General features: G+C 71.8%; 22 protein-coding genes. 11 read left to right on the forward strand and 11 right to left on the reverse strand.

Annotated features, from left to right (window positions below; all coding sequences use genetic code 11):
* Positions 1-5: 5 nt before the first annotated feature.
* Together ABD140_RS06380 and ABD140_RS06385 are read left to right on the forward strand one after the other, a co-directional pair.
* A complete protein-coding gene (locus tag ABD140_RS06380) occupies positions 6-1,622 on the forward strand; it encodes a bifunctional 3'-5' exonuclease/DNA polymerase (RefSeq protein ID WP_344237739.1) in 1,617 nt (538 codons plus the stop codon).
* A 61-nt stretch (positions 1,623-1,683) separates the two neighbouring features.
* Positions 1,684-1,959, forward strand: a complete 276-nt coding sequence (locus ABD140_RS06385; protein WP_344237741.1) for a hypothetical protein — start codon at positions 1,684-1,686, stop codon at positions 1,957-1,959.
* Positions 1,960-1,965: 6 nt separating this feature from the next.
* On the opposite strand, the gene ABD140_RS06390 is transcribed toward ABD140_RS06385, so the two are convergent.
* Positions 1,966-2,703 (reverse strand): TetR/AcrR family transcriptional regulator, encoded by a 738-nt coding sequence (locus ABD140_RS06390; protein WP_344237743.1) that lies wholly within the window; start codon positions 2,701-2,703, stop codon positions 1,966-1,968.
* An 86-nt stretch (positions 2,704-2,789) separates the two neighbouring features.
* On the opposite strand from ABD140_RS06390, the gene ABD140_RS06395 reads away from it, so the two are divergent.
* Together ABD140_RS06395 and ABD140_RS06400 are read left to right on the forward strand one after the other, a co-directional pair.
* Positions 2,790-3,728: an ATP-binding cassette domain-containing protein gene (locus ABD140_RS06395; protein WP_344237745.1), complete on the forward strand. Its 939-nt coding sequence runs from the start codon at positions 2,790-2,792 to the stop codon at positions 3,726-3,728.
* Positions 3,725-4,516, forward strand: a complete 792-nt coding sequence (locus tag ABD140_RS06400) for an ABC transporter permease (RefSeq protein ID WP_344237747.1) — start codon at positions 3,725-3,727, stop codon at positions 4,514-4,516. Before ABD140_RS06395 ends, ABD140_RS06400 begins: the two co-directional genes overlap by 4 nt.
* A gap of 47 nt (positions 4,517-4,563) precedes the next feature.
* Here the strand turns inward: ABD140_RS06400 and ABD140_RS06405 are convergent, their stop codons facing one another.
* Positions 4,564-8,073, reverse strand: coding sequence for an AAA family ATPase (locus tag ABD140_RS06405; RefSeq protein ID WP_344237749.1), 3,510 nt, complete (start codon positions 8,071-8,073; stop codon positions 4,564-4,566).
* Between the two features lie 96 nt (positions 8,074-8,169).
* The gene (locus ABD140_RS06410) at positions 8,170-10,071 is read right to left on the reverse strand and encodes an ABC transporter ATP-binding protein (RefSeq protein ID WP_344237751.1); all 1,902 of its coding nucleotides are present in this window, start codon (positions 10,069-10,071) and stop codon (positions 8,170-8,172) included.
* A gap of 228 nt (positions 10,072-10,299) precedes the next feature.
* Between ABD140_RS06410 and ABD140_RS06415 the strand changes: the two genes are divergently transcribed.
* The 5 genes from ABD140_RS06415 (at position 10,300) to ABD140_RS06435 (ending at position 13,440) form a co-directional block, all read left to right on the forward strand.
* Positions 10,300-11,301: an LCP family protein gene (locus ABD140_RS06415; protein WP_344237753.1), complete on the forward strand. Its 1,002-nt coding sequence runs from the start codon at positions 10,300-10,302 to the stop codon at positions 11,299-11,301.
* Between the two features lie 88 nt (positions 11,302-11,389).
* On the forward strand, positions 11,390-11,548 hold the full coding sequence (locus ABD140_RS06420) for a hypothetical protein (protein ID WP_198653353.1): 159 nt from the start codon (positions 11,390-11,392) through the stop codon (positions 11,546-11,548).
* A 187-nt stretch (positions 11,549-11,735) separates the two neighbouring features.
* A complete protein-coding gene (locus tag ABD140_RS06425; protein ID WP_344237758.1) occupies positions 11,736-11,891 on the forward strand; it encodes a hypothetical protein in 156 nt (51 codons plus the stop codon).
* 69 nt (positions 11,892-11,960) lie between these two features.
* On the forward strand, positions 11,961-12,449 hold the full coding sequence (locus ABD140_RS06430) for a glutathione peroxidase (RefSeq protein ID WP_344237760.1): 489 nt from the start codon (positions 11,961-11,963) through the stop codon (positions 12,447-12,449).
* A gap of 82 nt (positions 12,450-12,531) precedes the next feature.
* Positions 12,532-13,440: an oxidoreductase gene (locus tag ABD140_RS06435; RefSeq protein WP_344237762.1), complete on the forward strand. Its 909-nt coding sequence runs from the start codon at positions 12,532-12,534 to the stop codon at positions 13,438-13,440.
* On the opposite strand, the gene ABD140_RS06440 is transcribed toward ABD140_RS06435, so the two are convergent.
* A complete protein-coding gene (locus ABD140_RS06440) occupies positions 13,425-13,709 on the reverse strand; it encodes a DUF1540 domain-containing protein (RefSeq protein ID WP_344237764.1) in 285 nt (94 codons plus the stop codon). The two genes, ABD140_RS06435 and ABD140_RS06440, sit on opposite strands and share 16 nt — an antisense overlap.
* 528 nt (positions 13,710-14,237) lie before the next feature.
* Positions 14,238-15,491, reverse strand: coding sequence for an MFS transporter (locus tag ABD140_RS06445; protein ID WP_344237766.1), 1,254 nt, complete (start codon positions 15,489-15,491; stop codon positions 14,238-14,240).
* 456 nt (positions 15,492-15,947) lie between these two features.
* On the opposite strand from ABD140_RS06445, the gene ABD140_RS06450 reads away from it, so the two are divergent.
* Together ABD140_RS06450 and ABD140_RS06455 are read left to right on the forward strand one after the other, a co-directional pair.
* A complete protein-coding gene (locus ABD140_RS06450) occupies positions 15,948-16,295 on the forward strand; it encodes a hypothetical protein (RefSeq protein ID WP_344237768.1) in 348 nt (115 codons plus the stop codon).
* A 15-nt stretch (positions 16,296-16,310) separates the two neighbouring features.
* Positions 16,311-16,637 (forward strand): DUF3817 domain-containing protein, encoded by a 327-nt coding sequence (locus ABD140_RS06455; protein WP_344237770.1) that lies wholly within the window; start codon positions 16,311-16,313, stop codon positions 16,635-16,637.
* A 66-nt stretch (positions 16,638-16,703) separates the two neighbouring features.
* Here the strand turns inward: ABD140_RS06455 and ABD140_RS06460 are convergent, their stop codons facing one another.
* From ABD140_RS06460 to ABD140_RS06485, 6 genes are all read right to left on the reverse strand, one after another.
* Positions 16,704-17,075 carry an MmcQ/YjbR family DNA-binding protein gene (locus ABD140_RS06460; RefSeq protein ID WP_344237772.1) on the reverse strand — a complete coding sequence of 124 codons (372 nt, stop codon included), beginning with the start codon at positions 17,073-17,075 and terminating at the stop codon, positions 16,704-16,706.
* 1,386 nt (positions 17,076-18,461) lie between these two features.
* Positions 18,462-18,920 carry a hypothetical protein gene (locus ABD140_RS06465; RefSeq protein WP_344237774.1) on the reverse strand — a complete coding sequence of 153 codons (459 nt, stop codon included), beginning with the start codon at positions 18,918-18,920 and terminating at the stop codon, positions 18,462-18,464.
* Between the two features lie 48 nt (positions 18,921-18,968).
* Positions 18,969-19,556 carry a DUF4232 domain-containing protein gene (locus ABD140_RS06470; RefSeq protein ID WP_344237776.1) on the reverse strand — a complete coding sequence of 196 codons (588 nt, stop codon included), beginning with the start codon at positions 19,554-19,556 and terminating at the stop codon, positions 18,969-18,971.
* A gap of 57 nt (positions 19,557-19,613) precedes the next feature.
* Complete coding sequence (locus tag ABD140_RS06475) at positions 19,614-20,306, reverse strand: hypothetical protein (protein WP_344237778.1); 693 nt, start codon at positions 20,304-20,306, stop codon at positions 19,614-19,616.
* A 105-nt stretch (positions 20,307-20,411) separates the two neighbouring features.
* Complete coding sequence (locus tag ABD140_RS06480; protein WP_344237780.1) at positions 20,412-21,518, reverse strand: winged helix DNA-binding domain-containing protein; 1,107 nt, start codon at positions 21,516-21,518, stop codon at positions 20,412-20,414.
* Positions 21,519-21,590: 72 nt separating this feature from the next.
* Positions 21,591-22,724 (reverse strand): epoxide hydrolase family protein, encoded by a 1,134-nt coding sequence (locus ABD140_RS06485; protein WP_344237782.1) that lies wholly within the window; start codon positions 22,722-22,724, stop codon positions 21,591-21,593.
* Between the last annotated feature and the right edge of the window lie 83 nt (positions 22,725-22,807).

Raw genomic sequence — 22,807 nt, forward strand, 5'->3', positions numbered from 1 at the left:
AACACATGTTCTACGCGGTGGCGCCCGACGGGGAGAAGGGCGGTGTCCTGCGGGCGCTGTCGCGGGACGGGCGGCCCGCCGGGGAGCCCGAGCCCGTCCCCGATCTGGCGGCGGCCGTCGCCGCGCGGGAGCGGAGCTCGGCGCCGCGCTGGGTGTGGACGTCCACGGCCCGGCTCTACCCCCGGCTGCTGCGCGCCGGGGTCAGGGTCGGCCGCTGCCACGACCTGGAGCTGGCCGAGGCGCTGCTGCTGGCGTTCGACGGCCGGATGGGGGAGTCCCGGTCGGTGCCCGCGGCGCTGGCCCGGCTGCGCGGCCTGCCGCCCCCGGAGGAGCGGCACGAGGCCGAGAGCGAGCAGCAGTCGCTCTTCGGCGGGGCGGTCGAGCCCCCGATCGAGGAGGTCGTGGCGGTGTACGCCGCCCAGGCAGCCCGGCTGGAGGGGCGGTTGCGGCTGCTGGCGGCCGCGGAGTCCGCGGGCGGCCTGATCGCCGCGGAGATGAGCCACGAGGGGCTGCCGTGGCGGCCCGACGTGCACGACGAGCTGCTCGCCGGCCTGCTGGGTCCGCGCCCTTCCCCCGGGCTGCGCCCCCGCCTGCTCCAGGAGCTCGCCGACCGCATCACCGCGGAGTTCGGCGGCCCGGTGAACCCCGACTCCCCGCAGCAGCTGGTGAAGGCCTTCGCCGGGGCGGGCTTCCCCGTCCCCTCCACCCGCGCGTACGTGCTGAAGGGCGTCGCCCACCCGGCGGTCCCGCTGGTCCTGGAGTACAAGGAGCTCGCCCGGCTGCACACCGCCCACGGCTGGTCCTGGCTCGACACCTGGGTGAAGGGCGGCCGCTTCCGCCCCGAGTACGTCGTCGGCGGCGTGGTCTCGGGCCGCTGGGCCTCCCGGGGCGGCGGCGCGCTCCAGATCCCCAAGGTCCTGCGCCGCGCCGTGGTCGCCGACCCCGGCCACGCCCTGGTCGTCGCCGACGCCGCCCAGCTGGAGCCCCGCGTCCTGGCGGCCCTGGCGGGCGACGCCGCCTTCGCCGAGGCCGCCGCCCAGGGCGACCTCTACTCCGCCCTGGCCGCGGTCTTCTCCGACACCCCCGGCGGCCCCTCCGCCCGCGACAAGGCCAAGATCGCCATGCTTTCCGCCATGTACGGCGGCGGCACGGGCGAGGCCGTCCAGCTCCTGACCGTCCTCAAGCAGCGCTTCCCGGCCGCCTTCGAGTACGTGGAGTCCGCGGCCCGCGCGGGGGAGCGCGGCGAGATGGTCCGCTCCCTGCTCGGCCGCACCTGCCCCCCGGCCTCCGCCGAGTACCGCGACCTCATCACCACCGAGGCGGGCCGCGCCGCCGCGGCCTCCCGCGGCCGCTTCACCCGCAACTTCGTCGTCCAGGCCACCGCCGCCGAATGGGCGCTGGCCTTCATGGCGCTGCTGCGCCCCCGTCTGCCCGAAGGCGCCCGCCTCGTCTTCTTCCAGCACGACGAGGTCATCGTCCACACCCCCGAGAGGGAGGCCGAGGCCGTCACCCGCGCCCTGCACACCGCCGCGTCCGAGGCCGCCCGCCTCCTCTTCGGCCCCACCCCCGTCGTCTTCCCCATGGAGGCCGCCACCGTCCCCTGCTACGCCGACGCCAAGTGACGCGGCCCCCTGTCGCCTCGCTCACGGTCTGCCGCGGGGGAGACCGGGGTAGGACGCGGGCATGGCGGAGAACCAGATGAGTCTTGAGGACCTTTCGTCGGAGGAACTGCACGACCGGGCGGTGCGGCTCGCGCTGCACCGCAAGGACGCGGGTTTCTTCTGGCGGCTGCTGAGCGACATCCCCGCCGCGGAGGCGGCCGCCGGCGACATGGAGCGCAGCGAGACCGACCTCATGCGCGTCTTCGGCCTGGTCACCGACTTCCTCGGCTCGGGCGAGGGCGAACTGGCCGACGCGCTGCGCCCCGTCTACCTGGACTACCTGCGCTCTCCCGGCTGATCCGCCTCAGGGGCGTTCCCGCTGCTCCGACTCGGGAAGCCAGTTCTCGATGCCGTCCAGGACGCGCTGGAGCCCGTACTCGAAGTTCTCCTCGGGCGTCATGTGCGGCTGCTCCGCCTCCAGCATCGTCCGGCGCATCAGCGGGTACCGACCGGTGTCCATCAGCGCGTGGAAGTGGGCGCCGTGCGCGCGCATCCACTCCTCCGGGGTGGCCCCGGCCTCGGCGGCCCGCCGCACGTCCGCCAGCTCCTGGCGGACGGCGCCCTCGGCGTAGGCGGCCACGAGGTTGACCGCCCGCATCATCTCGTCGATGCCGAGCCCGATCCCGTCGACGATGCGGTAGAGGTACTCGACGTACTCGATGCCGTTGGGGCCGAGGAAGAAGTACGGGGCGTCGACCTGGACGGTCCACGGGTGCCGCAGGGACCGGGCGCGGACCTGGTGGGCGAACCAGTGCAGGCCGGCGCGCCAGTCCGGGTGCGACGGCCGGGGGATCTCCTCGAGGGTGAGGTCGACCATGAGGTCGACGAGGTCGCTCTTGGACTGCACGTACCGGTAGAGCGACATCGTGCCGGTGCCCAGCTCGGCGGCGAGCCGGCGCATGGTCAGCGCCTCCAGGCCCTCGGCGTCGCACAGGGCGACGGCGGCACGGGCGATCCGGTCGAGGGTGAGGGCGGGTTGCGGCCCCCGGGACGACCGGGGCGGCCTGGCCCAGATGATCGGCTGCACCTTCTCGTCGCTCACCCCTGCATCCTCCCACTTGCGTACAACGTACTCAGTTGGTTACCGTCGCCGTGTAACTGCGTACTGCGTACCCATTTGGAGGGGTGTTGTCAGAACCGATCGTCGTCGCCGAAGGGCTGCACAAGCGCTACGGCGACACCCGCGCACTGCGCGGCCTGGACCTGGAGGTGGCCCGCGGCACCGTCTGCGGCGTCCTCGGACCCAACGGCGCGGGCAAGAGCACCGCCGTCCGGATCCTCGCCACCCTCGCCGAACCGACCGAGGGCCGGGCCAGGGTCGCGGGGTTCGACGTCGTCCGGCAGGCGAGGGAGGTCCGGCGGCGCATCGGCCTCGCCGGGCAGAGCGCCGCCGTCGACGAGTACCTGTCGGGCCGCGAGAACCTGCGCATGTTCGGCAGGTTCCACCACCTGGGCCGCAGGGAGGCGCGGCGGCGGGCCGACGAGCTGCTGGAGCGCTTCGGCCTGGCCGAGGCCGCGGACAAGCCCGCCTCCGGCTACTCCGGCGGGATGCGCCGCCGGCTCGACCTCATCGCCAGCCTCGTCGTCGACCCCGAGGTGCTCTTCCTCGACGAGCCGACCACCGGCCTGGACCCGCGCAGCCGCGGCGAGATCTGGCAGGCCGTCCGCGACCTGGTCGCCGGCGGCACCACCGTCCTGCTCACCACCCAGTACCTGGACGAGGCCGACCAGCTCGCCGACGACATCGCCGTCGTCGACCACGGCAGGGTCATCGCCCGCGACACCCCCGACCGGCTCAAGGACCGGATCGGCACCCGCCTGGACGTCGTCCTGGCCGACCCCGCCGACACCGGGCGCGCCGCCGCGCTGCTCGTCCGCCGGGCGGGCCGGGGCGAGCCCGACCTGGCCGGGGCGCGGTTCAGCCTGCCCGTCGGCGACGTCACCCTGCCGGACGTCGTCCGCGAACTGGACGCCGCGGGCTTCGAGGCCGTCGACGTCTCCCTGCGCCGCCCCACCCTCGACGAGGTCTTCCTCGAACTCACCGACCACGCGAAGGAGACCGTGTGAACACGCTCGCCTGGGCCCTGTCCGACGGCATGACGATGTTCGGCCGGCACATTACCCAGCTCCGGCGCCGCCCCGGCGAGCTCGTCGGCGCCCTGCTCTTCCCGGTCATCATGGTGGTGATGTTCGGCTACATCTTCGGCAGCGCCATCCAGGTACCCGGCGGAGGGAACTACCGCGAGTACCTCATGCCGGGTCTGTTCGCCATGACGACCTTCAGCGTCGTGATGGCCCAGGTCATGAACAGCGCCTCGGACGCCGGGCGGGGCGTCATGGACCGCTTCCGCTCCCTGCCGATCGCCCGCTGGGCGATGCCCTTCGGGCAGTCGGCCGCGGACCTGCTGACCGGCCTGCCGGTCCTGGTCCTCATGGCCCTGTGCGGGCTGGCCGTGGGCTGGCGCCCCCACGAGGGACCCGTCCGGACGCTCGCGGCCTTCGCCCTCCTCCTCCTGATGCGCGTCGCCCTGGGCTGGCTCGGCATCTGGCTCGGCCTGATGGTGAAGGACGAGAAGACGGCCGACTCCTTCGTCCCCCTGATCTTCCCGGTGGCGATGGTCTCCAACGGCTTCGTCCCCACCGGAGGAATGCCCGCCTGGCTGCGCGCCGTGGCGGAGTGGAACCCGGTCAGCGCCCTGGTCGCCGCGCTCAGGGAGCTCTTCGGCAACCCCGCGGCGCCCGCGGACGCCTGGCCCCTGCGGCACCCGGTGGAGGCGACCCTCCTGTGGTCGCTCCTGCTGGTCGTGGTCTTCATGCCGCTCGCCGTCCGCGCCTACACCCGCAAGAACCGCTGACCGTCCGGACCCGGCCCGCCTCGGCGGCCCGGTCCGGGGAGGGCGGCCTACAGGTACTGGCCCATGGGGATCTCGGCGGGCTTGGGCGGGGTCTCCGGCAGGTCCTCGCGCAGCAGGAGGCGGACGGCGGCGTCGTCGGCCACCGTCTCCTCGGCGGTGATGCGGCGGGCCTGGAGGGAGCGGGCGCGGTCCAGGATGTTGCGGACCAGGCGGGCGTTGCCGAAGGAGGAGCCGCGGGGGGCGGCCTGGAGCAGGGCGCGGACGTCCTCGGCGACGCCCTCGCCGAGGGTGAACCCGGCCTGGTCGGCCATGAAGCCGAAGATCTCCACCAGGTCGTCGTCGCCGTAGTCGGGGAAGGCGAGCACGGTCGGGAAGCGCGAGGCGAGCCCGGGGTTGAAGTCCAGGAACCGCAGCATCTCGCCCTCGTACCCGGCGACGATCACCACCAGGTCCGAGCGGTGCTCCTCCATCAGCTTGAGCAGCTCGGCGATCGCCTCGTGGCCGTAGTCGCGCGCCGCGTCGGCGGGGGTGAGGGAGTACGCCTCGTCGATGAACAGCACGCCGCCCAGCGCCCGCTCGACCGCCGCCCGCACCCGCGGCGCGGTGTGGCCGATGTACTCGCCGACCAGGTCGGCGCGGGAGACCTCCACCAGGTGGCCCGACGACAGCAGCCCCAGCTGGGCGTAGACCGCGGCGACGAGCCGGGCGATGGTGGTCTTGGCGGTGCCGGGGTTGCCGGTGAAGACCATGTGCCGGGTGGGGGAGCCGATCGGGATGCCGGCCTCGCGGCGCAGCCGCTCGGCCCGCGCCTCGGCCACCAGCAGGCGCACCTCGTGCTTGACGTGCTCCAGGCCGATCAGCGCGTCCACCTCGGCCAGCGGGTCGCCCGGCAGCTCCACCCGGCCGGTGGCCGTCAGGCTGGAGGGCAGGTCCACCGGCAGGATGAGGTCGAGGGCCTCGGTGTCGTCGACGACGCCGTCCTCCAGGACGCGGCGCGACTGCAGCGCGATGGCGCGGTCGAGCAGCCCCGTCATCAGGCGGGCGTTGGTGTCGCGCGGGCCGCCGCGCAGCAGCGCGCGCACCCGCTCCAGCACGCCCTCGCCCAGCACGAAGCCGCTCTCGGCCGCCTTGGCGCGGAACACCTCGACCAGCTCGTCCTCGGTGAGGTCGGGGAAGCGCACCACCTTGGGGAAGACGCGGGCGAGGTCGGGGTCGCCCTTGAGCATGCCGTTGACGGCGGCGTCGGGACCCGACAGCACCACCACGAGCTCGTCCTCGTGCGCCTGGAGGGCGGCCAGCAGGACGTCCAGGGCCTCCCGGTCGCGCGGGGAGTCGGAGTCGGCCAGGGTGTGCGCGTCGGCGATCACCAGCACGCCGCCCAGCGCCCGCTCGACCACCCGGCGCACCTTCGGGCCGCTCTCACTGGTGTACTCGCCGACCAGGTCGGAGCGGTCGACCTCCAGCAGGTGCCCGGTCGAGAGCACCCCCAGCTCGGCATAGATGCGCCCGAGGATGCGGGCGACCGTGGTCTTGCCGGTGCCGCGGTGGCCGGTGAACACCAGGTGGCGGGCGCGCGCGGGCACCGGCATGCCGGCCTCCCGCCGCAGCCGTGCGGCCTTGGCCTCGGCGACCAGCGCGGCGATCTCCCGCTTGACCGGTTCGATGCCCGCGCACGCGGCCAGCTCGGCCAGCGGGTCGGCCGACCGGGCCGGGTCGCCCGGCACCAGCCGCGCCGGCAGGTCCTTGGCCAGCACCTTGATCGCCCGGGGCGTCCGGGCGCGGGCGGCGGCCGTGGCCTGGTCGGCCAGGAACTCCACCAGCCGGGCGTTGCGCAGGTTCAGCACCGGCGCGGTGCGGGCCAGCAGCGCCCCGGCCTTGGCCGCCACCGTCCGCGCGACGTTCAGGTCGCGGGCCCGCACGGCGCGGACGAACAGCTCGGTGTAGGCGTGCTCGTCGAAGCCGCCGGTGCGGGTGACCCGCAGGCCCTGCACCAGGCCGGGGTTGGCGGCGAACAGGCGGTCGTCGCCGCCGGGCCGGGCCAGCGCCACCACGTTCAGCTTGTGGTTGCGGGCCAGGAGGCGGCGCAGCTCCTCCACCACGGCCGGACCGCAGCGCTCGTAGGTGAGGATCTTGTCGAGGCCCTCGATGACCAGCAGCTGCTGGCCCTCCAGGCACTCCTTGACCCGCGCCTGCAGCCACAGCACCGCGTCCGACAGGTGCAGCGAGGCGAAGACCTGGTCGGAGACCCACAGGACGTCGCGGATCCGGCCGGTCTCGGTCAGCGCCCGCTGCAGCACCTCCACCCCGGTGCCCTTGCCGGTGCCCTCGGGCCCGGCGACCAGCAGCCGCACCGGTCCCTCCTCCCGGACGGCGCGGTCGATCTCCGAGACCAGGCCGGGCTGGCCGAGCAGCACCTCGCCGGCGAGCTCGGACGGCTCCTCGCCGTCCTCGGCGGCGGCCGCGGCGGCCTCGGCCCGCCGCAGGCTCGCGGCCAGCGCGTTGGGCACCAGGCGCCGCCGCCCGAACAGGCGGCGCAGGTCGGCCTGGAACCAGCGGACGGGGGTGTGCATCGCGGGGTGGGCGGCGCTGTCGGGCAGGCCCTGGACGCAGCCGGTGATCCGGACCGCCATGTCCAGCCAGGCGCGGCAGGCGTCGGCCTCCCCGGCCACCAGCAGCCGCGACAGCCATCCGCGCAGCTCCAGCTGCCAGCTCTCGGTCGACCAGCCCTCGCGCAGCGCCGCCATCCGGCTCACGACCGTCTCGTAGACGGCGGTGCCCAGCACCATGGCGAGCTCGGCGGGCGGGACGGTCTGCCCGGCCTGCAGCAGGACCTTGGCCAGCGCGGTCTCGGCTGGATCGGCGGCGATCGCGCCGGTGAGCCGCTCGTGGGCGGCGGTGAAGCCCTCGCAGGCCCACTGCAGGTAGCCCATGGTGCCGGCGAGCTCCGGCAGGACGGCCAGCTCCGCGTCGGTGGCGCGGCCGGCCCACAGCTCGCCGAGCTCGCCCAGGGGGACGGTGAGGTCGCCCTCCTCGCGCCGGTCGTGCAGGGCGATCAGGGCGCTGCGGCGCGCCTCCAGCGGCTCCAAGCCCTCGAAGACGTCGAGGGACTCGCGGGCCAGCCGGAACATCAGCTCGCGCTTGGCCGGGTCGTTCGCGGCCGGGTCGGCCAGCCACAGGGAGGGCGGGCGCCAGCGGCCCGACTGGCTGAACCAGGAGGTGGTGTCGCGCACCGGCGGCTCGGGGTTGGCCAGGAAGGACAGCAGCAGCTCGTAGTCCATGTCGCCGCGGCTGCCGGCGCGCACCGCCGAGGCGCCCATGAGGAAGGTCAGCAGGGAGAACAGCTCGGCGCCGAGCACCGAGGTGCTCTCGGCGTAGAAGCTGGTGAGGGGCTGGCTCAGCTCGGCGGCCCGCCCGTCCGCGGCGAACTCGGTGGCACGCTGCGTCAGCTCCGCGACCAGCCCGTCCGGCACGCGCCAGGGGCCGTGCCCGTAGACGTCGAAGACGGGCTCGTCGGTCAGCAGGATCTCGAGGTGTTCGGGAAGCCGGGGGGAACTCACCGCAACACCTTATGCGGGAGGAGGAAGGGCTCGTGACGCCTTCGCACGGGGCGGTACGGCCGGAGATTCCATGATCGGCCGCGCCGCCCCGCCGGCTCACCGGTAGGCCTCGGCCTGCAGCCCGTACAGCTCGGCGTAGAGGCCGCCCGCGGCCATGAGGGAGGCGTGGTCGCCCTGCTCGACGATCTTCCCCTGGTCCAGCACGTAGACGCGGTCGGCGTGCCGGACGCTGGCCAGGCGGTGGGTGATGAGCAGCACGGTGCGCCCGGCGGCGTGCGCCCGGATCCGCTCGAACAGGGCGTGCTCGGCGCGGGCGTCCAGCGCGGCCGACGGCTCGTCGCAGATGAGCAGCGGCTCGTCCCGGTAGAAGCCGCGGGCCGCGGCCAGCCGCTGCCACTGCCCGCCCGACAGCTCGGCGCCCCCGTCGAACCGCCGGTCCAGCAGGGTGTCGTAGCCGTGGGCGAGCGCGGCGATCACCTCGTCGGCGCCGGAGGAGGCGATCGCCGCCTCCACCGCCTCGGGCACGTCGGGGCGGCCCATGATCACGTTGTGCCGGGCGGTCATCGGCCAGTGCGTGTGGTCCTGGGCGATGACCGCGATCCGCTCGCGCAGCAGCGCCGGGTCCATCCGCCACAGCGACGTCCCGTCCCAGCGCACCTCGCCGTCCTCGGGGTCGTAGAGCCCGGCGAGGATCTTGGCCAGGGTGGTCTTGCCCGAGCCGTTCTCGCCGACCAGCGCGACGACCTCGCCGCGCCGCAGCTCCACGCTCACCCCGCGCAGGGAGGGGGAGTCCGCGCCGGGGTAGGTGAAGGTGACGCCCTCGGCGCGGATGAGCTCGAACCGGCCGGGCGGCGCCAGCAGCTCCCCCTGCCGCTTGGGGAGGCGCCGTTCCGCCCCGTCGCAGAAGTGGAGGTAGTCGGCGAAGTACAGGCCGTTCTCGTAGCAGCGGTTGACGGCGTACACGAGGTTGGCCAGCGACGTCTTGCCCGTCCGGATCGCCAGGACCGCCGCGCCCGCCACGGCCAGCGGCACCGAGCCCCGCCACAGCAGCCAGCCCAGCGCGGCGTAGACGGCGACCGTGGCCAGGCCCTGCAGCGCGTCGCCCGCCGTCCGGGTGAGGGTCTGGCGCAGCGCGAGGTCGAGCTCCACGTCGCGCTCCCGCGAGGAGAGCTCGTCGTACTGGCGCAGCAGCAGGTCGCGGACGGTGAAGGAGCGCACCTCGGCGGCCTGGTGGCGGTTGGTCATGAGGTCCGACAGGATCCAGCGCCTGCGGCGGCTCGCGGCCAGCGCGAGCTGGGTGAAGTAGCCCATGCGCGCGGCCCGCACCGAGGCCCAGCACAGCGGCACCGCGGTGAGCAGCAGCAGCGGCAGCAGCGCCGGGTGCAGCACGCCCAGCACGCCCGCCGCGGCGGTGAGGCCGACCAGGCCGGTGAGGACGTCGATGGTGTAGACGACCATCAGCGGCGCCGCCATCGTGCCGCGGGTCTCGGCGCGCTGCAGGTCGTCCAGGAAGTCGGAGTCGTCGAGTGCGGCCAGCTCGACGCCGGTGGTGAGGTCCAGCAGCCGGTTCTGCACGGCGCGCTCGATCTGCGGGTCGAGCCGGGACTGCGCCCAGCCCGCGGCGCTCTGCAGCGCGCCCTGCAGGGTGAAGGCCAGGCCCACGAGCGCCAGCGAGGGCAGCGCCTCGCGCACCCGCTCGGGCGTGGGGCCCTCGGCGAACAGCGCGTACAGGACCTCGGTGGTGGCCAGCAGCCCGAACGCGGTGAACACGCCGGCCAGCAGGTTGCACACGACGGCGGCGAGGGTGTCGCGCGGACCGGCCTGCCAGGCCAGCCGCATCGACCGGGTGACGAGGGAGGGCAGCCTCCGCGCCACCGTGCTCACCTTCGTCTCGGCCAGCTCCGCCGAGTGCGCCACCCAGGGGCGCTCGGTGAGCTTGGGGAGGTCGTCCGCCGGGACCGCCCGGCGTTTCCTGTTCTCGCGCCGGAACGGTCGCATGAGTCGTGACCAAAGGGAGCGCAACATCACCCTCCTGACCTTTGCTGATGAGTCGGCTCCCGGTCAGTGTCACTCTCGAGCACGACGATGTCCGTGCCCTGCCGTACGACAGAGGGTTATCTGGCTGATGCGTCAGGTCGATGCGCGGAACGTCGCTATCTCATAGTTTGTCGTCAGCTTGCGTGGCGCAGGCCCACCGCCCGAGCGGCGGCAGGATGGAGGGTGAAGATGGCGCACGCCCGTACCGCGGAGTTCCCGGCGCACGACGAGGAGCCGCCCAGGAGGCGCCGTCGCCGTCCGGGCAGGCTGGTCGCGGTGGTCCTGGCCGTTCTGCTCGGCGGCTCCGTCGCCGGCTACCTCAGCCTCGACGGACGGCTGCAGAAGGAGGAGGCGCTCGCCGACTACGCGGGCCGCCCCGAGGACACGCCCGGCACCAACTGGCTCATCGTCGGCTCCGACAGCCGCAAGGGGCTGACCAGGGCCGACCGCAAGAAGCTGCGGACGGGCAGCGCCCAGGGCAAGCGCACCGACTCCATCATGCTGCTGCACCACGGAGACGGCGGCACCACGCTGCTGAGCATCCCGCGCGACTCCTACGTCGCGATCCCCGGGCACGGCGAGAACAAGATCAACGCCGCGTACGCCATCGGCGGCGCGTCCCTGCTGGCGCGGACCGTCGAGCAGGCCACCGGGATCCGCGTCGACCACTTCGCCGAGATCGGCTTCGGCGGGTTCGTCGGCGTGGTGGACGCGGTCGGCGGGGTGGACATCTGCGTGGACAAGCCCATCGCGGACCCGAAGGCCGGGCTCGACCTCCAGGCCGGCTGCCAGGAGCTGGACGGCGCGCAGGCGCTGGGCTACGTGCGCACCCGCAAGTACGCCAACGGCGACCTGGAGCGCATCAAGAACCAGCGGAAGTTCTTCGCCGCGCTCATCGACAAGGCGACCTCGCCCGCGACGCTGCTCAACCCGTTCCGCAGCGTCCCCCTGGCGTGGAACTCCACCGGGAATTTCACGGTGGACGAAGGGGACTCGCTGTTCGAACTGGGCCGGATGATGCTGGCGATGCGCGGCCTTTCGGGGGGCGAGGGAAAGACGCTGAGCGTGCCTTTCGGACGTTTCGGTTCCTCCTCCGCCGCCGGTTCCTATGTGGTCTGGGATAAGGCGAAGTCCGAAAAGCTATTTGAGGCCATCCGAAATGATCGACCCCTGCCCGACGGCATCGGGTGACTTTCTTTACTTCACACTGCCCGCCGCGCTCGGCGGCCGGGGAATCACTCTCAGTAACCGAGAGTGCATCCCGAAGGTGTGGTCTGTCATGTTCAAGAAGTGGCTCAAGTGGGGCAGTGTCGCGTTTGTCGCTTGGTACATCGTGAAGCAGCCGGACGGGGCGGCCAGTGTGGTCCAGGGGGCGCTCAACGGACTCGGCGGTGCCGCCGACTCCCTTTCGACGTTCATGACGAGCGCCATCCCCTGAGGCGGCGGTAACGAAAGAGCCCCGGTCCTTTTGGGTACCGGGGCTCTTCATATGCGCAGGAAGGACTTACGATGGTGGCGACCGGCGTGGCGATGGGGCCACATGAAAGTCTCTTTGCGGACTGTCAACGGTGGGCACAACTGAATCGGGTCAGTGTGTCACTGCGTACTCTGAGGGACGGCGCCTGATGAATCAAAAGGTCCGCTATGTGGCCATCGCCTTCGTGATCTTCTATCTGATCAGCCAGCCGACGGCCGCCGCCGGCGTGGTGAACAACGCGTTCTCCGCGATCGGGGACGCCGGCAACCAGCTCGGCGTCTTCATCAGCTCCATAGGCAGCTGACGGCGGCGAGCGCTTCGAGGAGGGGTGGCGGCGACGCCGCCCCGAAAAGGGGCTCACTAAGATCGAGACATGTCTGTCTTGGATGTGGAGATCGAGTCCCTGCAGGGTGGTCCGGCCGATCTGGCCCGGTACCGGGGCAAGGCCGTGCTCGTGGTGAACGTCGCCTCGCAGTGCGGGCTCACCCCCCAGTACGCCGGGCTGGAGGAGCTGCAGAAGAACTACGCCGAGCGCGGCTTCACCGTTCTCGGCGTTCCCTGCAACCAGTTCCTCGGCCAGGAGCCGGGCAGTGCCGAGGAGATCCAGAGCTTCTGCTCGACGACCTACGGCGTGACCTTCCCGCTCACCGAGAAGATCGAGGTGAACGGCCCCGGCCGTCATCCGCTCTACCGGGAGCTGGTGGACGTCCCGGACGCCACCGGGCACACCGGTGACATCCGGTGGAACTTCGAGAAGTTCCTCATCGCCCCCGACGGCTCCGTCACCCGGTTCGACCCGCGGACCGAGCCGGACGATCCCGCGCTGGTGGCGGCGGTCGAGGCGGCGCTCCCGCAGGCCTGAACCACGTTCGGTTCCTGCTTGCCCCCCGTCGCGTGATCGGTCTAGATTCACGTCTCACATCGCCGACGAGGGGTTGCGACACATGGGCTGGACAGCCGCCGACATTCCCGATCTGACCGGGAGGCGGGCCGTCGTCACCGGTGCCAACAGCGGGCTCGGCCTGTACACGGCGCTGGAGCTGGCACGGCACGGGGCCCGGGTGGTGCTGGCCTGCCGGAACCCCGAGCGCGGGCGGGAGGCGGTGCGGCGGATCGCCGCGGCCGTGGGCGACCCCGGCCGGGTCTCGCTCGCCCCGCTGGACCTGGCCGACCTGGCCTCGGTGCGCTCCTTCGCCGCCGACGGGGTGAAGGAGCCGCTGGACCTCCTGGTCAACAACGCGGGCGTGATGGCGATCCCGCGGGCGACCACGGCCGACGGCTTCGAGATGCAGTTCGGCGTCAACCACCTGGGCCACTTCGCGCTGACGGGACTGCTGCTGCCCGCGCTGCTGGAACGGCCGGGGGCGCGGGTGGTGACCGTCTCCAGCTTCGCCTCCCACGGGGGCCGCATCGACTTCGACGACCTGCAAGGGGAGAAGCGGTACTCGCGCTGGGGCGGGTACGCCCGCTCCAAGCTCGCCAACCTGCTGTTCGCCAAGGAGCTCGACCGTAGGTACAAGGGGCTGGACAGCCTCGTCGCCCACCCGGGGTACGCGGCGACCGGCCTGATGGACTCCTCCGTCGGCCTGGGCCGCAACCCCTTCGAGGCCGCGGCGTACTGGCTCGGCAGCCGCACCGTCGCGCTGTCGAGCTCCTTCGGCGCCCTGTCCACGCTGCGCGCCGCGACCGACCCGCACGCGCGGGGCGGCCAGGTCTACGGTCCCCGCTTCGTCATGCGCGGAACGCCCGTCGTCGGCGGGCTCAACCCCGCGGGCGACGACGTGGAGCTCGCCCGCCGCCTGTGGGACGTCTCGTCCGAGCTGACGGGCGTGCGGTATCAGGCGGGCTCGTAGGTCAGGCAGTCGACCTCGTTCTTCACATAGCCGACGGTGATCCCCTCGGCCCGGCACTCCAGCGCGTGGTTGTGGCGGCAGCCCGCCACCTTGCACGCCCCGACGCGCCCGGGCCGGGTGGTGCCCCCCTTGGCCTCGACCTCGACGAACGTGTCGCAGTGCGGCCGCACCGTGTCGCCCACGGTGATGGCACCGGCATGGCAGGTGCGGTCGCGGTTGTAGGCGCAGGCGTCCGCTTCACAGGTGGTGATGATCGGCAGCAGTTCCATGAGAGACCCTCCTTCGGTCTCTTTCACGCTGCCCGCCCCCTCCGGAGGCAAGCCCGGGACGTCGCAAAGGTTGGGTTCGGAGCCGCCCAGCACCCGCCGGACCGGCATCGGTTCCAGGTACGCACCCGGGATGTCGCGGAGGCCGGGGCGGCGTCGTCCAGGACGCGACGGTCCGCCGGACCGGCATCGGCTCCGGGACTTGTCCGGGTTGTCGCGGAGGCCGGGCGGTGCCGTTCGGGGCCGAACCGGTAGCGGTTCCAGGGACGCGCCCGGGATGTTGCGGAGACCGGGTGGTGTCGTTCAGGGCCGGACCGGTAGCGGTTCCAGGGGCGGGTCGGGGACGTTGTGGAGGTCGGGGCGGTGTCGTTCAAGGTTCGGCGGGTTGCCGGACCGGTATTGGCTTCGGGACGTGCCTGGGGTGTCGCGGAGGCCGGGCGGTGCCGTTCGGGGCGGTGTCGTTCAAGGTTCGGCGGGTTGCCGGACCGGTAGCGGCTTCGGGATGTGCCCGGGATGTCGTGGAGGTTGGGTTCAGGGTTCGGCGAGTCGTCGGGCCAGGAGGAGGAGTGTGCCCATGGGCAGTGTCAGCAGGAGCAGCAGTGCGGACAGGGCCGGGTAGGACAGGGTCGCCACGATCACGCCCGCGACCACTCCGCCGAGCGCCGCGCCTCCGTTCATCAGCAGGTCGGACAGGCCCTGCACGGACGGCCGCAGGTCGACCGGCGCCGACTCGGTGAGCAGCGCGGAGCCCGCCACGATCCCGCACGACCAGCCCAGCCCCAGCAGCACCAGCCCGACCGCCGCCTGCGCCGTCGACTCCGGCGCCGCCAGGCCCGCCACGACCGCGGCCAGCGCCAGCAGGACCTGGCCGCCCAGCAGGACGGGAACGTGCCCGAACTGGTCGGCGAACCAGCCGACCAGGGGCGAGAGCGCGTACATGCCGGCGATGTGCAGGCTGATCACCACCCCGACGGTGCCGAGCCCGGCGCCGCCGTGGTCGAGATGGACCGGGGTCATCGACATCAGGGCCACCATCGCGGTGTGGCTGACCGTGATCGCCATGACCGCCACCCGGGCGCTGGGAGAGCGTCCCAGCACCCGCAGCCCCGTCCGCAGGGAGCGGTCCGGCGGGATCTCCTCCCGGCCGCTGCCCAGATGCGCCACCCGCAGCGGGTCGGGGCGCAGCCCCACGAAGACCGCCAGGGCGGCGAGGGCGAAGACCGCGGTGGCCAGGAGGTAGACGCCCGTGTGCCCACCGAGCGCGTCGGTCTTCCCGGCCAGCAGCGGGCCCAGGACCGCGCCCCCGGTGGACGCCCACACCACGATGCTGAGGTCGCGGGCCGCGTGGCCCGGGCGGGAGAGGTCTGTGGCGCTGTAGCGGGCGGCGTAACCGGCGGCGGACGCCCCGCCGAAGAGCAGCAGCCCCGCCAGGAACAGCGGCCAGGACCCGAAGGCCGCCGCGAGGGCCGCCACCAGCGCGCCCAGCGTCCCCATGCCGTACCCGAAGGAGAGGGCGGACCGCCGCCCGCTCCCCGCCGACAGCCGCGCGGCGGGGATGGCGATCAGCGCCGCGCCGAGCACCGCGCTGGTCTGCGCCAGCCCGCCGACCACCTCGCTCCCCGACAGCTCCCGGGCGACCAGGGTGCCCGCCGCCACGCCCAGCCCCACCCCGATGCCGCCCAGCACCTGCCCCGCGGTGAGCACGGCCAGCACCCGGCGCTGCACCGCCGCCCTGTAGGCGCCCTGCTGGGCCGTCCACGCCTGCCCGGAGCCGACGGTCGTCATGTGCGCCCTCTGGAATGTACAGAAATGCCGGTCAAGTGCGCGTCAGCATAGTCAGCGGGAACTCAGTGACGCGAGTGCCCGCATCCCCTTTTCCCCTTTTCCCATGCGCCCCGCCCGACCTTCCACGCCCCTTTGGTTCGGACCTTCTCTCCGCGTTCGACTTATCGGATGGCTTCACGGTCATCCGGCCGTCGACCGTGCCCCTGTGAAGGCCGCGATCGCGCCCTTTCCGGTTTCGCCGGGACGGCGGGTGGCCGCTCGTCGGGGCCCGTCATCGTCCGGCGGGCCGTTCGCGTGCCACCGGGCGGGTGCCCGTCCATGATCCGTGGCCGCGTGATGATCGCCTGTGTGCGGCCGGGCGGGAGATCATCCGCGGAGGGCGGCCGCCGGGGGAGCGCTCCGCGTCCTGCCCGGGGGCGGGGACGGATACCTCGGAGGCGGCGGTACGCTCAAGCCGTGAGACGGTTTCTGACTCCAGGCTGGCTGGGCATCCACCTCATCGCCGTGATCCTGTTCTTCGGCTTCCTGTGGTTCGGCTGGTGGCAGTTCGGACGGGCCACCGACGGCAATGCCCGCAGCTGGGGCTACACCTTCGAATGGCCGCTGTTCGCGATCTTCGTGATCGTGATGTGGATCAAGATGATCCGCGACGAGCTGAAGGGCGTGGGCAGGGAGCCGGCCGAGCCCGCCGAACCCGTCGTCCCCAAGACCGAAGCCGAACTGATCAAGGAAGCCGAAGCGGAGGACCCGAGCCTGGCGGCCTACAACCGCTACCTGGCCCGGCTCAACTCCCAGCGGCAGTAGAAAGGCGAGACTCACGTGGAAGCGGCCATCAACCGGTACCGCATCTTGGCCACCGTCGTCGGCGTCATGCTGATCCTGGTGTGCTTCGTAGGCCTGCCCATCCGTCTCCTCACGGGCAACGAGACCCCCTCCGCGATCATCTCGCCGGTCCACGGCCTCCTGTACATGATCTACCTGGTCATCTCCTTCGACCTCTACACCAAGGCCCAGTGGCCCATGAAGAAGTTCCTCATCATGGTCTCCGCCGGCCTGGTCCCCTTCCTCGCCTTCTTCATCGAACGCAAGATCGTCGCCGAGGCCCGGGAGGTCTCCGCCCTCCAGCAGTCGGCCGCCAAGGCCTGACCAGCACCCCTCTCCAGGGCCGGATCCCCACCGGGGGACCCGGCCCTCCGCCTTCTCCGTCCCGACTCAGCCGGTGCCGGAGGCGGGCGCGTCGAGCCGCGCGGAGAGCCGCTTGGGAGCGATGAGCCGGTAGCTGTCCTCCAGCAGCTCGGCGAGCTCCACCCAGTCCTGGTCCACGTCCAGCCGAGCGCCCACCCACCCCTTGGTCCCGACATAGGGCGGGACGAAGAAGCGCTCGGGCGCTTCCGCGACCAGAGCCGCCTGCACCCCCGCCGCAGCCTTGAAGGTGAGGCTCACCCCGTCCTCGCCGGTCATGGCGAAAAGCTTGTCGCGCACCCGGTAAGAGGGCGCGGTATGCCCCCCGAAGGGCTTCTCCACGGCCTCCGGAAACCCCAGGCAGATCTCGCGCAGCCGAACGGCCACGACATCGGCGTCCATACATCACCCTTCGTTCCGAAGACGAGCCACCAGACGACAGGCTACGGAAACCGAGTGACATCCGAGCCGCCCCCGCCCTCCCCGCCACGCACCCCCGCAGAACCGAGAACGGCCGAGCGGCCGGACAGAGAACCGACCGCACCACCCCGACCCCCGACGGGCGAAGCCGACGACCACCACACCAGACCACCCGTATCCCTCCCGCAGAGAAAAGCCCACGACGAGTTACGCACGCAGTCCGGGTGATGGCACGCAGTCCGGGTGGTGGTGTGCAGTCCGGGTGGTGGCGCGCAGTTCGGGTGGTGGTGCGCGGTCCGGGTGGTGGTGTGCAGTCCGGGTGGTGGTGCGCGGTCCGGGTGGTGGTGTGCAGTCCGTGCGGTGGTGCGCGGTCCGGGTGGTGGTGTGCAGTCCGGGTGGTGGTGCGCGGTCCGGGTGGTGGTGTGCAGTCCGGGTGGTGGTGCGCGGTCCGGGTGGTGGTGTGCAGTCCGTGCGGTGGTGCGCGGTCCGGGTGGTGGTGTGCAGTCCGTGCGGTGGTGCGCGGTCCGGGTGGTGATGTGCGGGTCGGGTGGCGATGCGTGGCGCGGGTCGTGGGTGCGTGTGGAGCGGGAGCGGGGGTGGGGTCGAAGAGGGAGTCGGTGGGGCTGGGGTGGTCGGGGATGGAGGGGAAGGGGCGCCGGCCCGGGTGCGGGTGACACGGCCGGGCCGGCGGAGGGCGCGGCGGCTTGGGGGATACGGCTTCGCCGGGCCCTGCTCTTGGGGTTGCCCGTCCTCGGCGGACCGAGTGCCCGAGGTGTGTTCCCGTGGTGCCCGTGCCGGTCGTCGGGGACGCGACCGGGGTCGGGCGGGACGCACTCGGTCCTGCCGAGGGCGGGCTGCGCAGGATTTCTGGGTTCTGGGTCGGATCCTTCCTCTCCTAACGCCGTGTCATCGTCTCGTGACGTTAAGTACCCCAGGTTCAGCTTGGGGTAAACGTGGATCCTCGAACTTTCCTCCGCAGGTCATCGGCAGGGTGCAGATCCTCTGCAGGCGAATCCAAGCTGATGGTGCGCTCGGTGGTGCGGCGCCGACGGCGATGGCGGCGGCAGGGCAGGCGGCGTTAGCGGCCGGTGCCGGCGGTGCTGGTAACGCCGGTGAATGCTGGTGGCGTGGACGGCTCTGGGGGCGTCAGAGATGCCGGGAGGCGCCGGAGATACCAGAGAAGCGAGAGATGCCAGAGATATCGGAGATGCCAGAGGTATTGGAGGTGCTGGAGGAGTTGGAGGAGTTGGAGGAGGTGGTGATGGGAGCGGGCGCGGATGGGCGGGTGTCCGTGCCTTTCGGCGGGCTGTTCGTGGCGGTCGTTGCCGGTGAAGGGGACGGAGTGGGCGGCCGGGGTGCTCGGGGGGATCACCAGTGCCAGATGAGGGCGTCGCCTTCGGGGGTCTCCTCCCATTGCCGGGCGGCTTCGGCCAGGGCCTGGCGGGCGCGGAGCAGCTCGTCCTGGCTCAGGGGGGAGGGGGCGCGGCCGGCGTGGGTGGGGAGGCCGCGCCAGGCGCGGTAGGCGGAATGGACCTTGATCTCGGCGTCCATGATGCCGTCTCCGCCTCGGTTCAGTGCCTTTTTCATGCCGGTGTCACCGTTCTGCCGGACCTCGGTGAACGTGGAGCCGTCGATCATCGCTCCGCGTGCGATCGCGCCCCACAGGCCGTCGTCCAGGCCGAGGCTCCGTTCGACGGCGGCGTGCATGAGGTCGTGCGGCAGGAAGTGGCCTACCCGCACGGCGGGCAGCAGCAGATCCGGGCCCTCCCGGTCAGAGACGCTGATCTCGCACCGGTTTCCGGGCAGCCGGATGAACCTGATCTCCATACTCTCCACCATAGGAAACGTGGTCGGGGAGCGCGGAAGGCGATCACGTCATGTGCCTTCGGGCGCGCTGGATCGTGTTCGTTGCCGGTCTTTGCTCTTCTTCCATGGGCTGAGGCCGACCTTGACGGTGGTGCCGAGGTCGATGTTGAGGTCCGTCAGGCGTTGCGCGTCCATGCCGGGACGCGGCACCACGGCCATGGAGTCGGCGGTCACCGGAGGCCTGGTGACGTTTTCGACGAGGTTGCGCCACAGGATTCCGGCCGTGGCGAGCTCTCCCGGCTTCAGCGTGAACGGCGCGGCGGGTGCTTCGAAGGACTCGACCTGGGCGACACCGCCGCTGCCGTGCCGGAAATCCGCCGTGATCGGATCGCCTTCGGCGTCGTACAACTCGATCTCCGGGTACCCGTTGAACTTCTGGGGGACGTCGCCGCAGTTCACCAGGGAGATGGACATGGCCCGCAACCCCATGGCGGCGTTCGTGTCCAGTTCCCGGACGAGGACTCCGGACTCGGGGCAGACCTCGAAGTCGGATCCGGTGCTCTGGTCGATGGAGGGGATGGCCAGCGGCCGCGGCGGCTCCTCCCCGCACGCCGTCACCAGCAGGGACAGTCCCAGCAGCAGCGGGATGGTCCGCATCGCGCCTCCCTCAGGTCCCGACCATGCTTGCAGGCCGTCTCGAAAACGCATAGGGAACTACCGGCTGAGCCGGACGAGTGAGCGCGCCAGGTCGGAAGCGACCCGCCAGGCCCGCTGCTGTTGCGCGTCGTAGCGTGCGGAGTCGTCGCTTTCGCGGTCCTCGTCGATGTTCACCGAGACCATGACCGTCACGTTCTTGACGCGGAAGACGACCGTGCTGTCATCGCGGTACGCCGCGTTCTCCCGGGAACGCATGGCCTCGTCGCCGAGGGAGGCCTCGGTCCACGAGCTCGAGTCGGTGCGGCGGTCGGGCAGTTCGGCGAATTCCTGTTTCGCGAACGCGGTCGCGCTCTGCGTGTCGAAAGGACGGTGCAGAGCCGTGAAGATCGTGGTGAGGTCGCCGTCCGAGGGGGCCGCGCTCGGGGTGAGCAGATAGCAGCCCCATGCGTCGATCAGGTCGTTCGGCTGGTGCTCTTCGCACTCCGAGCTGTCATCCTCCGCGAAGCGGAGGTCTTCGAGGAGACCCCGGGACAGGAGCTTCCGGGGGTCGGGTACGGTCCGGAGCTCGCCCGGCCGGAACGTCGCAGGCACGGGGGAGGGCGGCGCAGCGGCGCGCTTCGAGGGAGAAGGCGGGACCGAGGCGGAAAGCGGGACCGGGGCGGAAGGCGAGGGGGCGGGCTCCGCCGCGGTCGAGCAGCCACCCAGCAGCAGGCTGGCCAGGGCGAGGGCGGTTCGGATACGGCCGGTCACGATCGGCCTCCCGACTCGCCGGAACGGACGGCGAGGCGGGAGGCCGGGCAGGGGGTCGCTCACGCGATCACTGTAGGAGGGGCGGGAGGCGGTCGTCGCGGGAGGTCAGGCGTGGCCGCCCACGGTGACCGGGCCGAGGACCAGTTGCGGCTTGGCTTCGAGGACGGCGGCGACGCGTTCCGCCTGGTGGTCGAGGTCGTCGAGCTGGGTGGGGGACAGGGGGACCAGGGATTCCACGGTCAGGTGGAGGCGGCGGCCCGAGCGGCGTTGGTGCCACAGTCCCGCGACGACGCCGTCGATCAGGAGGACCTGGAAGTTGCCCGGGAGCACCCGTTCGGCGGCACGGCCGGGGTAGAGAAGCGCGGGAGGCTGATTGCCCACGCGGTAGGCGTAGCCGTCGAAGTAGGGGAGAAGGCGAACGCCCTGCGGAGGAGCGGACGGTACTTCCAGGTCGCCGCGCGCCACCCACGCGGAAGCGCCTTCGACCTCCACCCGCTGGAGTTCGTCGGACAAGGAGTCGAAGAGCTCGACGGCCCAGCGTGCCGGCGCGTTCAGCCAGTGAGCGAAACGTTGCGGCGTGGAAGGCCCGTACGCGTGCAGGTAGCGCTTCACGACATGTGCCAAGCCCGTTTGCGTCTCGGCCGGGCGGAAGCCGGGAAGCCACATCTGCGGGCTGGTGTAGGTGATCTTGCGTCCCCGGTTGGGGCCGAAGCACAACGCTCCGCGGACTCCGGCCAGGTGAAGCGCCTGCCGCCAACGCGGCCACATGCCCTGGAAGGCGGGCATGACGAGGTCGCCCGCCCACGGTCCGGTGGCCTCGATCACCGCTTCGCTGAGTTCGTCGATGGTGAGTTCGTTCCCGTCCAGCACCTTCGTGATCGCCGCGACCACCTCTTCTGTCTGCTCGGAGGTCATCCGAATGGCAGCGGAAAAGGTGCTCGCCGACACGGGGACGGCCGAGAGGGCCGCCGTCCACAGCGGCAGCTCCTCAGCGGGCAGCAGATGAACGGTGCCGCGCGGTCCGAACGTCTTGATGATGCTGCGGTCGCCCCACAACGCCTCGCGAACATCGAGGCGCGTCTGTCCAGCAGTACGCAGGCCGATGGCCAGCTCGGCCGAGGACATGACCTGAGCGTGCGTACCCGCCATCGCGGAGACGACGTCGACGGGCCGTACGCCCTCCGCCGGAGCGGCCAGCCCATGCCGGGCCAACCGACGCGCACACACCTCGGACCACGAGAAACGTGGGACGTCATTCATTCGAGGAAGCTCCTTCCAGCGGTTTCAGCGGACTTTGGCGAAGAACAGACGCATGTCGGCGGCCACGTGATCGGGTTGTTCCATGGCCACGAAGTGGTGCCCGCCAGGGTTGCCTTCCGGCCAGTGAATGATCGTGTTGTGCCGTTCGGCGAGCCGCCGGATGCCGGGAGCACCGCTGTAGACCCCGGTCGGGACGGCCTTCTGCCCCTCCGGCCACCCGAATTCGGTGCTGTCGTACATGAACCAGGACGACGAACCGAACGTCCCGGTGAACCAGTACAGGCTCACGTTGGTGAGGAGCAGATCGCGGTCGAGCGCCTCCTCCGGCAACTTCCCGCCGAAACTGAACTCGTTGAACTTCTGCATCATCCAGGCCAGCGCGGCGACGGGCGAGTCATGCCAGCCGTAGGCGAACGTCTGCGGCGCCGCGCGGAGCAAGGCGTGATGGTCCACGCCGGTCATCCACTCCTGCTGCTGCATCCACGCGAAGGCCGTCTGCTCCTCCTCGGTCATCTCCGGCAGGTCCTTCTCCGTGGGGAAGCCGAGTCCGGCGATGACGTAGACACCGACGACGTTGTCCGGCGCGGCCTTGGCGATCTCCGGGGCGATGTACGCGCCGAGATCCCCGCCCTGGACACCGTAGCGGTCGTAGCCGAGACGGCGCATCAGCTCCGCCAGCAGGCGTCCCGTACGGGCGGTGCTCCAGCCGGTCTCGCGCGGCGGAGCGGAGAATCCGAAGCCCGGAACCGACGGAACGATGACGTGGAACGCCTGGGACGGGTCGCCTCCGTGCGCGGCGGGATCGGTGAGCCGGCCGATGAGGTCGGTGAACTCCACGAAGGAGTTCGGCCAGCCGTGCATGAGGACGAGCGGCAGCGCGTTGGGCGCGGCGGATCGGACGTGCAGGAAGTGCACGTCCTGCCCCTCGATCTCGGTGAGGAACTGCGGGAAGCCGTTCAGCCGCGCTTCCTGCCGCCGCCAGTCGTATCCGTCGCGCCAGTAGTCCGCGAGTTCCCGGAGGTAGGCGACGGGGACCCCGCGGCTCCAGCCGTCTCCGGGGAGCTCGCGGGACCAGCGGGTACGGGCCAGGCGGTCGTGCAGGTCGGCCAGTTCGGTCTCCGGGACGTCGATGCGGAACGGGCGGATCTCGTTGTTCATGGTTCTCCTCGTCGGTCGTGCTGACAGGATCGACAATAGAAACGATCTAGGTCAGGTCCTGTCCTAGATCGACGGGCATGATG

The organism is Actinocorallia libanotica, from assembly GCF_039525175.1.
Lineage (GTDB): Bacteria > Actinomycetota > Actinomycetes > Streptosporangiales > Streptosporangiaceae > Actinocorallia > Actinocorallia libanotica.

Coding starts and splice junctions, on each gene's coding strand:
- ABD140_RS06470 (WP_344237776.1), bottom strand. CDS start 19,556: ATGCGGACCATCCCGCTGCTGCTGGGACTGTCCCTGCTGGTGACGGCG.
- ABD140_RS06385 (WP_344237741.1), top strand. CDS start 1,684: ATGGCGGAGAACCAGATGAGTCTTGAGGACCTTTCGTCGGAGGAACTG.
- ABD140_RS06430 (WP_344237760.1), top strand. CDS start 11,961: ATGTCTGTCTTGGATGTGGAGATCGAGTCCCTGCAGGGTGGTCCGGCC.
- ABD140_RS06445 (WP_344237766.1), bottom strand. CDS start 15,491: ATGACGACCGTCGGCTCCGGGCAGGCGTGGACGGCCCAGCAGGGCGCC.
- ABD140_RS06420 (WP_198653353.1), top strand. CDS start 11,390: ATGTTCAAGAAGTGGCTCAAGTGGGGCAGTGTCGCGTTTGTCGCTTGG.
- ABD140_RS06380 (WP_344237739.1), top strand. CDS start 6: ATGTTCTACGCGGTGGCGCCCGACGGGGAGAAGGGCGGTGTCCTGCGG.
- ABD140_RS06435 (WP_344237762.1), top strand. CDS start 12,532: ATGGGCTGGACAGCCGCCGACATTCCCGATCTGACCGGGAGGCGGGCC.
- ABD140_RS06410 (WP_344237751.1), bottom strand. CDS start 10,071: ATGCGACCGTTCCGGCGCGAGAACAGGAAACGCCGGGCGGTCCCGGCG.
- ABD140_RS06465 (WP_344237774.1), bottom strand. CDS start 18,920: ATGGAGATCAGGTTCATCCGGCTGCCCGGAAACCGGTGCGAGATCAGC.
- ABD140_RS06460 (WP_344237772.1), bottom strand. CDS start 17,075: ATGGACGCCGATGTCGTGGCCGTTCGGCTGCGCGAGATCTGCCTGGGG.
- ABD140_RS06440 (WP_344237764.1), bottom strand. CDS start 13,709: ATGGAACTGCTGCCGATCATCACCACCTGTGAAGCGGACGCCTGCGCC.
- ABD140_RS06485 (WP_344237782.1), bottom strand. CDS start 22,724: ATGAACAACGAGATCCGCCCGTTCCGCATCGACGTCCCGGAGACCGAA.
- ABD140_RS06425 (WP_344237758.1), top strand. CDS start 11,736: ATGAATCAAAAGGTCCGCTATGTGGCCATCGCCTTCGTGATCTTCTAT.
- ABD140_RS06415 (WP_344237753.1), top strand. CDS start 10,300: ATGGCGCACGCCCGTACCGCGGAGTTCCCGGCGCACGACGAGGAGCCG.